General features: G+C 67.8%; 12 protein-coding genes and 1 pseudogene. 11 read left to right on the forward strand and 2 right to left on the reverse strand.

Going from position 1 to position 11,793, the window contains the following annotated elements:
- Window positions 1–152 precede the first annotated feature (152 nt).
- From gmk to OU682_RS11400, 9 genes are all read left to right on the forward strand, one after another.
- Window positions 153–782 (forward strand): guanylate kinase, encoded by a 630-nt coding sequence (gene gmk, locus OU682_RS11360; RefSeq protein ID WP_268942236.1) that lies wholly within the window; start codon window positions 153–155, stop codon window positions 780–782.
- On the forward strand, window positions 779–1,297 hold the full coding sequence (locus tag OU682_RS11365; protein ID WP_268942237.1) for a gamma carbonic anhydrase family protein: 519 nt from the start codon (window positions 779–781) through the stop codon (window positions 1,295–1,297). Before gmk ends, OU682_RS11365 begins: the two co-directional genes overlap by 4 nt.
- Entirely contained in the window at window positions 1,297–2,409 is a 1,113-nt protein-coding gene (locus OU682_RS11370) for a sensor histidine kinase (protein WP_268942238.1), read from the forward strand. Before OU682_RS11365 ends, OU682_RS11370 begins: the two co-directional genes overlap by 1 nt.
- Window positions 2,410–2,480: 71 nt before the next feature.
- Window positions 2,481–3,242: a ribose-5-phosphate isomerase RpiA gene (gene rpiA, locus OU682_RS11375; RefSeq protein WP_371832237.1), complete on the forward strand. Its 762-nt coding sequence runs from the start codon at window positions 2,481–2,483 to the stop codon at window positions 3,240–3,242.
- Window positions 3,239–4,636, forward strand: coding sequence for a glutathione-disulfide reductase (gorA, locus tag OU682_RS11380; RefSeq protein ID WP_268942240.1), 1,398 nt, complete (start codon window positions 3,239–3,241; stop codon window positions 4,634–4,636). The genes rpiA and gorA overlap by 4 nt, the downstream gene beginning before the upstream one ends.
- Window positions 4,637–4,742: 106 nt before the next feature.
- Window positions 4,743–5,963, forward strand: coding sequence for an FtsH protease activity modulator HflK (gene hflK / locus OU682_RS11385; protein WP_268942241.1), 1,221 nt, complete (start codon window positions 4,743–4,745; stop codon window positions 5,961–5,963).
- Window positions 5,963–7,162 carry a protease modulator HflC gene (hflC, locus tag OU682_RS11390; protein WP_371832236.1) on the forward strand — a complete coding sequence of 400 codons (1,200 nt, stop codon included), beginning with the start codon at window positions 5,963–5,965 and terminating at the stop codon, window positions 7,160–7,162. The genes hflK and hflC overlap by 1 nt, the downstream gene beginning before the upstream one ends.
- A gap of 172 nt (window positions 7,163–7,334) precedes the next feature.
- Entirely contained in the window at window positions 7,335–8,891 is a 1,557-nt protein-coding gene (locus OU682_RS11395) for a Do family serine endopeptidase (RefSeq protein WP_268942242.1), read from the forward strand.
- Window positions 8,892–8,994: 103 nt separating this feature from the next.
- On the forward strand, window positions 8,995–9,318 hold the full coding sequence (locus OU682_RS11400; RefSeq protein WP_268942243.1) for a 2Fe-2S iron-sulfur cluster-binding protein: 324 nt from the start codon (window positions 8,995–8,997) through the stop codon (window positions 9,316–9,318).
- A 21-nt stretch (window positions 9,319–9,339) separates the two neighbouring features.
- On the opposite strand, the gene hisA is transcribed toward OU682_RS11400, so the two are convergent.
- Complete coding sequence (gene hisA / locus OU682_RS11405) at window positions 9,340–10,056, reverse strand: 1-(5-phosphoribosyl)-5-[(5-phosphoribosylamino)methylideneamino]imidazole-4-carboxamide isomerase (RefSeq protein WP_268942244.1); 717 nt, start codon at window positions 10,054–10,056, stop codon at window positions 9,340–9,342.
- Between the two features lie 139 nt (window positions 10,057–10,195).
- Here hisA and OU682_RS11410 point away from each other — a divergent pair, with 139 nt between their 5' ends.
- Together OU682_RS11410 and OU682_RS11415 are read left to right on the forward strand one after the other, a co-directional pair.
- A complete protein-coding gene (locus tag OU682_RS11410) occupies window positions 10,196–10,579 on the forward strand; it encodes a DUF2147 domain-containing protein (RefSeq protein ID WP_268942245.1) in 384 nt (127 codons plus the stop codon).
- Window positions 10,580–10,639: 60 nt separating this feature from the next.
- The gene (locus tag OU682_RS11415) at window positions 10,640–11,464 is read left to right on the forward strand and encodes an alpha/beta fold hydrolase (protein WP_268942246.1); all 825 of its coding nucleotides are present in this window, start codon (window positions 10,640–10,642) and stop codon (window positions 11,462–11,464) included.
- A 92-nt stretch (window positions 11,465–11,556) separates the two neighbouring features.
- Here the strand turns inward: OU682_RS11415 and OU682_RS11420 are convergent.
- Window positions 11,557–11,793: pseudogene (locus OU682_RS11420) on the reverse strand (hypothetical protein); the annotation flags it as partial.

The following is an 11,793-nucleotide window of genomic DNA, read 5'->3' on the forward strand; positions in this document are numbered from 1 at the left end:
GCAACGACATGATAAACATAACTTTGCTGGCTGCCGAGTCGTTTTCCTAACGAATGGTTAAGATAGCGTCGGACAATCGTCTCGATGCCCGGGTCTTGACCACCCGGCATCGCTGGTCCATCCCGCCGTCACGCCAAGAAGAAAGGACGCCCATGGACCGCACAGGCCTGCTGATCATCCTGTCATCGCCCTCGGGCGCGGGGAAATCGACGCTGGCGCGGCGGCTGATGGACTGGGATCCCTCGCTGCGGTTTTCCGTATCCGCCACCACGCGGCCCCCGCGCGCGGGCGAGGTCGAGGGGCAGCATTATTATTTCACCACCCCCGGCGCCTTCCGCCAGATGGTCGATCAGGGCCAGATGCTGGAATATGCCGAGGTCTTCGGGAACCTGTATGGCAGCCCCCGCGCCCCGGTCGAAACCGCGATGCGCGACGGGCGCGACACGCTGTTCGACGTGGACTGGCAAGGCGGCCAGCAGATCCGCGCATCCGCCCTGGGCAGGCATGTGGTGTCGATCTTCGTGCTGCCGCCGTCCTTGCCGGAACTGGAACGGCGCCTGCGCGGGCGCGGACAGGACAGCGACGCGGTGATCGCCAGCCGGATGGAGAAAAGCCGGGCCGAGATCAGCCATTGGGCGGAATACGATTATGTCCTGATCAACGACGACCTGGACGAAACCGAACACCGCCTTCGCGCCATCCTGACCGCCGAACGCCTGCGCCGCGAACGCCAGGGCGGACTTGGCCGCTTCGTCAAGCACCTGATGGAGGAGGACGCATGATCTGGGAACTGGAGGGCATCGCCCCGCGCATCGCGCCGGATGCCTGGATCGCGCCCGATGCCCAGGTGATCGGCAACGTGGTGCTGGAGGAAGCCGCCTCGGTCTGGTGGGGCGCGGTGCTGCGCGGCGACAACGAGGAAATCCGCATCGGGCGCGGCAGCAATGTCCAGGACCTGTGCGTCTTTCACACCGATCCCGGTCATCCGCTGGTCGTCGGCGCGGATTGCACCATCGGCCATCGCGCGATCCTGCACGGCTGCACCATCGGCGACGGCGCGCTGGTCGGCATGGGCGCCACGATCCTGAACGGCGCGCGGATCGGTGCGGGCGCCTTGATCGGCGCCGGCGCCCTGGTCGCCGAGAACAAGGAGATCCCGCCCGGCGCCCTTGTCGTGGGCTCTCCCGGCAAGGTCGTGCGGATGCTGGACGATGCCGCGCAGGCCGCCTTGCGCCAGTCCGCCGGACGCTATCGCGCCAATGCCGCGCGGTTCCGCGCCGGGTTGCGGCAGGTCTGATGACGCAGGACGCGCACCGCCGGGCATCCGACCTGCTGGAGGGCGTGCCCGTCCCGATGCTGGCCGTCGATGGCAAGGCCCGCACCATCGGCGCCAACCGCGCGGCGGTCGCCCTGTTCGGAGGCGGCGATCTTCTCAACCGGCCCTTCGTGACGGTGGTGCGCCACCCGGCGGTTGTCGCGGCGGTGGACTGGGTGCTGGAACCCGACCGCCATCCCGCGCCGACGCCCGACCCGTCCCTGCCTGCGCTGGTCGATGGCGTGGTCCGGTTGCATGCGTTGCTTCTGGCCGACGGGCGCGACATCGCGGCGGAAATCACCGTGGCGCGGCTGCCTTCACCGCTGGGGCGGGGCGCCACCATCGCCGTGCTGGACCGCTCGGAAGCCGAGGAGGCCGAGCAGATGCGCCGCGATTTCGTGGCCAATGTCAGCCACGAGCTGAAGACGCCGCTGACGGCGATGATCGGCTTCATCGAGACCCTGCGCGGCCCTGCCCGCGACGATGCCCGCGCCCGCGACCGCTTCCTGGACATCATGGAGCGCGAGGCCGCCCGCATGAACCGCCTTGTCAGCGACCTTCTGTCGCTGAGCCGCGTCCAGGCCGAGGAACGGCGCCGTCCCTCGGGGCACGTCGATCTGCCGCTGCTGTTGCGCGGCGTCCTGGCGACGATGGATCCGGCAGCCAAGGCGGCGGGCGTCACGGTCGAGGCACAGGGCATCGCGGGCAGCCAGCGGGTGCCGGGCGATCCCGACCAGCTGGTGCAGGTCTTTCAGAACCTGATCGAGAATGCGCTGAAATACGGCGGATCGGGCGGTTATCTGGGTGTTGCCATGCGCCGGATCGACCACGAGCCCCTGCTGCGCGGCCCCGCCTGGGCGGTCGAGATCCGCGACCGGGGCGAGGGGATCGAGGGAATGCACCTGCCGCGCCTCACCGAACGCTTCTACCGGGTGGACACGCATCGGTCCCGCGCGCAAGGCGGCACCGGCCTGGGCCTCGCCATCGTCAAGCATATCGTGAACCGCCACCGGGGCCGGCTGCGCATCGACAGCTCGCGCGGGCAGGGCAGCGCCTTCACGGTGATCCTGCCGGAAAGCGCCAGCCGGGGATAAGGGTTTTGCTGGTGGCGGGCCTTGTCCCCCTGTCCTATAACCCTTGGAACGCCCATGAATGGAGGCCGCCGATGGCGCAGATGTCCGAACCCGATCCCGCAAAGCTCGCCGCCGCCCGCGCGGCCGTGGCCTTGGTGCAGGACGGCATGAAGCTGGGCCTGGGCACCGGATCGACGGCCAGCATCATGGTCCGCGAACTGGCCGCGCGCGCCAAGGCCGAAGGGTTGTCGCTGCGCTGCGCCGCCACGTCGAAGGCCACGTGCGAACTGGCCGAAAGCCTGGGTCTGTCAATCGAGACCTTGGACCAGATCGGCTGGCTGGACATGACCATCGACGGCGCCGACGAGATCGATCCCGACCTGCACCTGATCAAGGGCGGCGGCGGCGCCCATCTGCGCGAGAAGATCGTGGCGGCGGCGAGCAAGCGGATGGTGGTCATCGCCGACCCCGCAAAGGTCGTGGAACAGCTGGGGGCCTTTCCCCTGCCGGTCGAGGTCCTGCAGTTCGGGTTCGAGACTACCCGCACCCTGATCCGCCGCGCGCTGCAGGATCTGGACCTGGGCGACCGCGAGGTCCTGCATCGCCTGAAGGGCAGCGAACCCTGGGTCACGGACGAGGGGAACTGGATCCTGGACCTGCATCTGAAGTGCATTCCCGATCCCGTCGCGCTGGCGCGCGCGCTGGCGGCCATTCCGGGCGTCGTGGAACACGGGCTGTTCCTGGGCATGTGCAGCCTTGCGATCATCGGCAAGCCCGACGGCACGGTTGTCCGGCTGGATCGCAATGCCGATATCGATGCCGACATGCTGGCGGGCGAGGGGGACCGGCCATGAGCTTCGACTATGACCTGTTCGTGATCGGCGGCGGCTCGGGCGGCGTTCGCGCGGCGCGGATCGCGGCGGGCGAACATGGCGCCCGCGTGGCCCTGGCCGAGGAAAGCCGCATGGGCGGCACCTGCGTGATCCGGGGCTGCGTGCCCAAGAAGCTGATGATCTTCGCGTCCCAGGCCGGGCTGATGGCCGAGGAAATGCGCGGCTATGGCTGGGAAGGGGCGCAGGCGGGCCGCTTCGACTGGGAGGTGTTCAAGCAGAAGCTGGATGCCGAACTGACCCGGCTGGAGCTGATCTATACCGCGAACCTGACGAAATCCGGGGTCGAGATCTTCCACCAGCGCGCCACGATCGTCGATCACCACACGGTCGCGCTGGCCGACGGCACGCGCAAGACCGCCAAGCATATCCTGATCGCGGCCGGCGGACGCCCCGCGCTGCCGGGCATTCCGGGCGAGGAACTGGGCCTGATCTCGGACGACCTGTTCCTGCTGGAAAGCCTGCCGCGCCGGGTGCTGCTGGTCGGGGGCGGCTATATCGCCTGCGAATTCGCGACGATCCTGGCGGGCCTGGGGTGCGAGACGGTGCAGGTGTATCGCGGCGACGCGGTGCTGCGCGGCTTCGACCGGCAGGCCCGCGACCTGGCGACCCTGCAGCTGAGCGAAGTCGGCATCGACCTGCGGCTGAACGTCACCCCGATCGCCCTGGAGCGGGCGGCCGACCGCATCGCCGTGACCTTCAGCGACAACAGCCGCGACGACTTTGACGCGGTGATCTTTGCCACGGGCCGCACCCCCCACACCAAAGGATTGGGGCTGGAGAACACCGGCGTCCACCTGGACCCGAACGGTGCCATCGGCGTGGACGAATGGTCCCAGACCTCGGTTCCCTCGATCTTTGCCGTGGGCGACGTGACCGACCGGGTGAACCTGACGCCGGTGGCGATCCGCGAGGGGCACGCCTTTGCCGACACGATCTTCGGCGGCCGGGCGCGCAAGGTCGATCACACGACCATCGCCAGCGCCGTTTATCTGCGCCCGCATGAAGTGGCACAGATCGGCCTGACCGAGGAACAGGCGCAGGCCCGCGGCGATGTCGATGTCTATGCCACTGTCTTCCGGCCCATGCGGTCCATGTTTGCGGGCAGCAATGCCAAAGTGATGATGAAGCTGCTGGTTGATCCCGAATCCGACAGGGTGCTGGGCTGCCACATCTTCGGCCCCGACGCGGGCGAGATGATCCAGTTGGCGGCGATCCCCATCACCATGGGCGCGACCAAGGCCGATTTCGATGCCACCATGGCCGTCCACCCCACCGCGGCCGAGGAACTGGTCACGATGCGCCAGCCCGCCCGGCGGCATCGGCGGGCCATTCCTGCACAGGCTGCAACTGCCTGACAATTGCGACAGATCGGCGCGGGCAGGGGGGGCGTCGGGTTGACTTTTCCCCCCACTGCACCAGTTTTCAATCAACGGAATTCCGAAGAAGAAAGAAGGACCACGGATGGCAAGTCAGGGCCCTTGGGGCGGCGGAAATGGCGGAGGAGACGACGAGGATCGCGGCAAGCAGCCCTCGAACCGCCCCTGGGGACAGCAGCAGCCACCAAAAGGCCCGCAGCGGCCGGGCGGCCCGCAGCAGATGCCCGAGATCGAAGAACTGATGAAGAAGGGCCAGGAGCGCCTGCGCGTGCTGATGGGCGGGCGCGGCAGCGGCCCCGGCCCGAACGGCGGCGGACGCCGCCCCGCGGGCGGGCCGGGCCTGCAGATGAACCGCACCACGCTGACCATCGGCGGGCTGGTGCTGCTGGCGCTTTGGGCCTTTGCCAGCTTCTACCGCGTCCAGACCAACGAAAAGAGCGTCGAGTTCCTGTTCGGCCGCGCCGTTGCCGTGGGCTCGGAAGGTCTGAACTTCGCCCCCTGGCCGGTCGTCACGGCCGAGGTCATCCCCGTCACCAACGAACGCGTGACCGAGATTGGGACCGGCCGCGAGGGCGAGATGGACAACGGCCTGATGCTGACCCGCGACCAGAACATCGTGGACATGGAATACCAGGTCGTCTGGAATATCTCGGACCCCGAGAAGTTCCTGTTCAACCTGGCCGACCCCGCCGACACCATGCGCGCGGTGGCGGAATCCTCGATGCGCGACATCATTGCCCGCAGCGAACTGGCGCCGATCCTGAACCGCGACCGGGGCACGATTGCCAATGATCTGCAGGCTTCGGTGCAGGAAACGCTGGACGCCTATCAGTCGGGGATCAACGTGGTCCGCGTCAACCTGGACCGCGCCGACCCGCCCTCCGAGGTGATCGACGCCTTCCGCGAGGTTCAGGCCGCCCAGCAGGAACGCGACCGGCTTGAGAAGGAAGCCGACGCCTATGCCAACCGCGTGCTGGCCCAGGCCCGCGGTGACGCGGCAGCGACCCTGGAACGGGCTGAGGCCTATCGCGCCCAGGCGGTCAACACCGCCCAGGGTGAGGCGGCGCGCTTCAACTCGATCTACGAGGAATACGTGAAGGCGCCCGAGGTGACCCGCCGCCGGATGTATCTGGAGACCATGGAAAACGTCCTTGGCGGCGTGGACAAGGTCATCATCGGCGAAGGCATGGACGGGCAGGGGACGGGCGTCGTGCCCTTCCTGCCGCTGGACCAGCTGCGTCGTCAGGGCGAACCGAACGCCGACGCGAACAGGAACACGAACACGAATTCCGGGGGGACCAACTGATGGCCGCGCGTAGAATATCCCTGTCCACGCTGGCCATCCCGCTGCTGATCGCGGTCGCCGTGCTTGTCGCGTCGTCCCTGTTCATCGTGGACGAACGCGAAAAGGCCCTGGTCCTGCGCCTTGGCCGCGTTGTCGATGTAAAGGAAGAACCGGGCCTGGGGTTCAAGGTGCCCTTCCTCGACAATGTCGAAAAATACGATGGCCGCATCCTGGGCCTGCCGACCGTTCCGCTGGAAGTCACGCCGCTGGACGACCGCCGCCTGATCGTTGACGCCTTCGCCCGCTGGCGGATCACCGATGTCGTGCGCTTCCGCCAGGCGGTCGGCGCGGGCGGCATCCAGGGCGCGCAGGGCCGTCTGGAACCCATCGTGCGCAACGCCATCCGCGAGGTGCTGGGCACGGTCCCGTCCACCAGCGTGCTGTCGGACGACCGGACCGCGCTGATGAACCAGATCCGGGACGAGGCGCGCAACAACTCGGCCGGGCTGGGGGTCGAGATCATCGACGTGCGCTTGACCCGCACCGACCTGCCCGAGCAGAACCTGAACGCGACCTATGCCCGGATGCGGGCCGAGCGTCAGCGCGAGGCGGCGGATGAAATCGCCCGCGGTGGCGAGGCCGCGCAGCGCGTGCGTGCCGCGGCTGACCGGACTGTCACCGAATTGACCTCGGAAGCGTCCAAGCGCGCCGAGATCGTGCGCGGTGAAGCCGACGCCCAGCGGAACGCGATCTATGCCGATGCCTTTGGCCGTGACCCGGAATTCTTCGCCTTTACCCGGGCGATGACCTCCTATGAACGCGCCCTGCGTCCCGAGAACAGCAGCATCGTGCTGCAGCCGGAAGGGGATTTCTTCACCTATCTGCGTGACGATGGCGCGGATGGCGCGAACCCCTCGCCCACGCCGGTTCCGGCGGGCAACTCGGCCGAAAACGCTGCGGCTGAACCGCCGGCAAGCGGCGAGGATCTGGTCACGCCGACTGTCACCGACCGCGAGGGCAACCGCCTGGGCGAAAGCGCGGGCGTCACGCTGACGCCGGTGCCCGAAAGCCTGACCACGCCGCCGCAGCAGGAATCGGGCGTCGTGCCGCCCGCCGCTACTGGCGCGCCTGCGCCCGAAGGCGCGGCGGCACCGGCCGCCGCTGGCGCGCCGGCGCCTGAAGGCGAGGCAGCGCCCGCCGCCAGCACGGCGCAGGACTGAACGACACCAAAGGGCGGATGGAGACCATCCGCCCTTTGCAATAAAAGTCACAATCAGTTCACTGTTCGAGAGCGTGGTTTATTTGCGACGCTGCCCTATTTCTTCTTCATATACACCGGCCCCCCGGCCCATCTCAGGACCGGAGCATTATGCGAAAGATGAGGACATCCGCATGAAGACGCTTTCTCCTCGGCATCTCCTGGGTGCTTCGGCACTGGCCCTGACAGTCGGCCTGGGCTTTGCGGCCGCGCAGGATGCGCAGCCCGATATCTCGCCCGAGGCCAGCCAGCAGGCGCAAGAGGCGGCGAACAACAACGAACCCCTGTCGGCCCACCCGCAGGCCGGTTCGTCGCAGGTCATGCCCGACAGCTTTGCCGACCTGGTCCAGGAGGTCGCGCCTGCCGTGGTGAACATCACCACCAGCGCCGTCGTTGCCCAGCCAACCGGGGGCGAGGAGGGGCCGATGTTCCCCGAGGGCAGCCCGTTTTCCGACCTGTTCCGCGACTTCGGCATTCCCGGCATTCCGGGCCAGCCCGGCCCGGGCGGACCCCAGATGCCGCAGCGGTCGAACGCGCTCGGCTCGGGCTTCGTGATCTCGGCCGACGGCTTCATCGTCACGAACAACCACGTGATCGAAGGCGCGGACGAGATCGAGATCGAGTTCTATTCCGGCGAGACGCTGCCCGCGAAGGTCGTCGGCACTGATCCGAACACCGACGTGGCGCTGCTGAAGGTCGAAAGCGAGGACGCGCTGCCCTTCGTCAAGTTCGGCAACTCGGACGAGGCGCGGGTCGGTGACTGGGTGCTGGCGCTTGGCAACCCCTTGGGACAGGGCTTCTCGGCCAGCTCGGGGATTGTCTCGGCGCGGAACCGCGAATTGTCCGGCACCTATGACGACTATCTGCAGACCGACGCGGCGATCAACCGCGGCAACTCGGGCGGGCCGCTGTTCAACCTCAAGGGCGAGGTCGTGGGCGTCAACACCGCGATCCTGTCGCCCAACGGCGGGTCGATCGGCATCGGCTTTTCGATGGCCTCCAACGTCGTTTCCAGCGTCGTGAACCAGTTGCGCGAATTCGGCGAAACCCGTCGCGGCTGGCTGGGCGTCAAGATCCAGGACGTGACCCCCGACATGGCCGAGGCGCTTGGTCTGACCGCCGAATCGGGCGCGATGGTGACCGATGTCCCCGAGGGCCCGGCGAAAGAGGCCGGAATGCGCGCGGGCGACGTGATCACCAGCTTTGCCGGCTCTCCGGTCGAGGACACCCGCAGCCTGGTCCGCCGCGTGGCCGAGGCCCCTGCGGGCGAGCCGGTCGAGGTGGTGGTGCAGCGTCCCGATGGGCCCGCCACGCTCAGCGTGACCTTGGGCCGCCGCGAGACGGCGGAGGGGACAGGCGATTCGCCCGCCGCCGAGGGCGGTGACGCGCCCGCTGATGTTCTGGGCCTGTCGCTGTCCGTCCTGACGCCGCAATTGGCGCAAGAGATGGGCCTGCCGGATGACGCCAAGGGGCTGATCGTCCGCGAGGTCGATCCCGCCAGCGAGGCCGCCGAGAAGGGCCTGGCGCCCGGCGACATCATCACCGAGGCAGGCCAGCAGCCCGTTGCCTCGATCGCGGACCTGAACGACCGCATCGACGAGGCGCGCGAGGCGGGCCGCAAGTCGCTTCTGGTCTTGGTGCGCCGCGATGGAGAGCCGCGCTTCGTGGCGCTGCCGGTCCAGGAATCCTGATCCTGTCCCAGGTGGACACAGGGGGCGGTCCTTCGGGGGCAGCCCCTTTTCATTGCGGGTTCGATGGCCTATCTGCCCCCTGCACAGCAGAGGATACCCAGCCATGGCCCGCATCACCTATATCGAGCATAACGGAACCCGCCACGAGGTGGACGTGAAGCCCGGCATGACGGTGATGGAAGGCGCGCGCGACAATGGCATCCCCGGCATCGACGCCGATTGCGGCGGCGCCTGCGCCTGTTCGACCTGCCATGTTTATGTCGATCCGGCCTGGGTGGACCAGCTTCCCCCGAAGGACCCGATGGAGGAGGACATGCTGGACTTCGCCTACCAGCCCGATCCCGCGCGGTCGCGCCTGACCTGCCAGATCAAGGTGACCGAAGCCCTGGACGGTCTGGTCGTCCAGATGCCTGAACGCCAGATCTGAAACGCCGGATCTGACCGGGCGCTATTTCAGCAGCGCCAGCGCCTCGGCCAAGTCGATGGCGCCGTCATACAGCGCCCGGCCCGAGATCGCGCCCGCGATCACCCCGGTTTCCGCCAGCGCCCGCAGGTCGGCCAGCGACGACACCCCGCCCGAGGCGATGACCGGGATCGACACCGCGCGGGCCAGCGCCTCGGTCGCGGCGGTGTTGGGGCCCTGCATCGCCCCGTCGCGATCGATGTCGGTATAGATGATCGCGGCGACGCCCGCGTCCTCGAACTGGCGGGCAAGGTCTGTCGCCATCACCTCGGTCTCGGTCGCCCAGCCCCGGGTGGCGACACGGCCCCCGCGCGCGTCGATGCCGACGGCAATCTGGCCGGGGAAAGCGGCCGCCGCCTCGCGCACCAGATCGGGGTCTTCCACCGCCACGGTGCCCAGGATCACGCGCGACAGGCCCTTTTCAAGCCAGCCCGCGATGGTCGCCATGTCGCGGATGCCGCCGCCAAGCTGGGCGGGGATGGAAATGGCGGCCAAGATCGCCTCGACCGCCGGGGCATTGACCGGGTGGCCCGCAAAGGCGCCGTTCAGGTCCACCAGGTGCAGCCATTCCGCGCCCGCATCCTGGAAGGCGCGCGCCTGCGCCGCCGGGTCGGTCCCGAAGACGGTCGCCGCCTCCATCTCGCCGCGCAGCAGGCGGACGCAATTGCCGTCCTTCAGGTCGATGGCGGGATAAAGGATCATGGCAGACTCCTGGGTTCGCGGATTGCGCACCCTTTGCCACGGGTCCGCGTGAAACGGAAGGGCGGGCCGCGACCTCACGTCATGCTTGCCAGGCCGGGGGTCGCCCGCGCAGCATCCGCCTGTCCTTGGAGGAGGAACCATGCGCCACATCATCATCGCCGCGGCCTTCGCACTGGCCGGCACCGCCGCCATTGCCGACCCGATCGAGGGCGTCTGGCAGACACAGCCGGACGAAGGATCGTTCGCCCATGTCACGATCGCCCCCTGCGGTCCCGCCTTCTGCGGCACGATCAGCCGGACCTTCCAGGGCCAGTCGGAATACCAGTCCCCCAACCTGGGCCGCCAGATCGTCATCGACATGGCCCCGCAGGACGGCGGCAGCTATGCGGGCAAGGTGTGGCGACCGGCCAACGACAAGATCTACAGCGGCAAGGCCAGTGTGCAGGGGGACCGGATGAGCCTGTCGGGCTGCGTCGCGGGCGGGCTGTTCTGCAAGAGCCAGACCTGGGCGCGGGTGCAGTAAGGCAACCTGTCGGCAAGCAATGGCGTTCCGCTGCTGAACTCCATCGACAAGGAACGCGCAATGCCGGTGATCACGACCAGCGACGGAACGAAGCTGCATGTCAAGGACTGGGGCCATGGCCGCCCTGTGGTGCTGATCCACGGCTGGCCCCTGAACGCCGACAGCTGGGAATACCAGTCCGTCGCCCTGGCCGAGGCGGGGTTCCGCGTCATCAGCTATGACCGGCGCGGCTTTGGCCGGTCCGACCAGCCCTGGGACGGCTATGACTATGACACGCTTGCCGATGACCTGGCCGCCGTGATCGAGGGATTGGGGTTGAAGGACGTCACGCTTGTCGGCTTCTCGATGGGCGGGGGAGAGGTTGCCCGTTACATGACCCGCCACGGCGGGGGCGTCTCGCAGGCGGTCTTCGTGGGTTCGGTGGTGCCGGGGATGCTGAAATCCGACAGCAACCCCCATGGCATCACGCGCGACCTGCTGGAAGGAATCCAGGCGGGCCTGCGCAAGGATCGCCCGACCTTCCTGGCCGACTTCTTCAAGCAGTTCTATGGCCAGGGCCTTGTCGGCGGCGTCAGCCAGGAGATCCTGGACTGGACCTTGGGCATGGCGATGATGGCCAGCCCCCGCGCGACGCTGGAATGCGTGACGGCCTTCGGGACGACCGACTTTTCCGGTGACGTTCCCCACATCAACGTGCCCACGCTGATCATCCACGGCACCAGCGACAAGACAGTCCCGATCGAGACCACCGCCCGTCGTCTGGCGCCGATGCTGCCGGATGCGAGGCTCATCGAATACAGCGGCGCCCCGCACGGGCTGACCGCGACCCATGCGGACCGGCTGGTCAGCGACCTGCTGGAGTTCCTGCGGGACGCCGGTTCCTGATGCCGGCAAGCCGCGTCGGCCCGAAACCGATGCGGCTTGGCGAAAGATTTACGGGTTATTCTTTGGGGATGTCCGCATATCGTGTTGGTCTCTCAGGACGCCTGAATGACGTCAGCCGGTTGAAGTCCCGCCAGTCGCACCTCCAGCCAGCGGATGTAGCCGTTAAGGTTCTTCGTGGCAGGGCCACAGAATGGTTTGATGAAGGCTTCGTAGCGGGCGTGGAGCGAGTTCACAGTCTGGATGTGATAGCAGCCTGCAGCGACCCGCGTGCCCGGCTTTCTGCCGACAACGACGTGTTCGATGCCACCTTTTGCAGCTAGGCTTGCGTA

This window comes from Paracoccus benzoatiresistens (assembly GCF_026913015.1).
Classification (GTDB): domain Bacteria; phylum Pseudomonadota; class Alphaproteobacteria; order Rhodobacterales; family Rhodobacteraceae; genus Paracoccus; species Paracoccus benzoatiresistens.

Bases quoted from the DNA above. Each gene is read 5' to 3' on its own strand.
- gmk (WP_268942236.1), top strand. From the start codon at position 153: ATGGACCGCACAGGCCTGCTGATCATCCTGTCATCGCCCTCGGGCGCG.
- OU682_RS11365 (WP_268942237.1), top strand. From the start codon at position 779: ATGATCTGGGAACTGGAGGGCATCGCCCCGCGCATCGCGCCGGATGCC.
- OU682_RS11370 (WP_268942238.1), top strand. From the start codon at position 1,297: ATGACGCAGGACGCGCACCGCCGGGCATCCGACCTGCTGGAGGGCGTG.
- rpiA (WP_371832237.1), top strand. From the start codon at position 2,481: ATGGCGCAGATGTCCGAACCCGATCCCGCAAAGCTCGCCGCCGCCCGC.
- gorA (WP_268942240.1), top strand. From the start codon at position 3,239: ATGAGCTTCGACTATGACCTGTTCGTGATCGGCGGCGGCTCGGGCGGC.
- hflK (WP_268942241.1), top strand. From the start codon at position 4,743: ATGGCAAGTCAGGGCCCTTGGGGCGGCGGAAATGGCGGAGGAGACGAC.
- hflC (WP_371832236.1), top strand. From the start codon at position 5,963: ATGGCCGCGCGTAGAATATCCCTGTCCACGCTGGCCATCCCGCTGCTG.
- OU682_RS11395 (WP_268942242.1), top strand. From the start codon at position 7,335: ATGAAGACGCTTTCTCCTCGGCATCTCCTGGGTGCTTCGGCACTGGCC.
- OU682_RS11400 (WP_268942243.1), top strand. From the start codon at position 8,995: ATGGCCCGCATCACCTATATCGAGCATAACGGAACCCGCCACGAGGTG.
- hisA (WP_268942244.1), bottom strand. From the start codon at position 10,056: ATGATCCTTTATCCCGCCATCGACCTGAAGGACGGCAATTGCGTCCGC.
- OU682_RS11410 (WP_268942245.1), top strand. From the start codon at position 10,196: ATGCGCCACATCATCATCGCCGCGGCCTTCGCACTGGCCGGCACCGCC.
- OU682_RS11415 (WP_268942246.1), top strand. From the start codon at position 10,640: ATGCCGGTGATCACGACCAGCGACGGAACGAAGCTGCATGTCAAGGAC.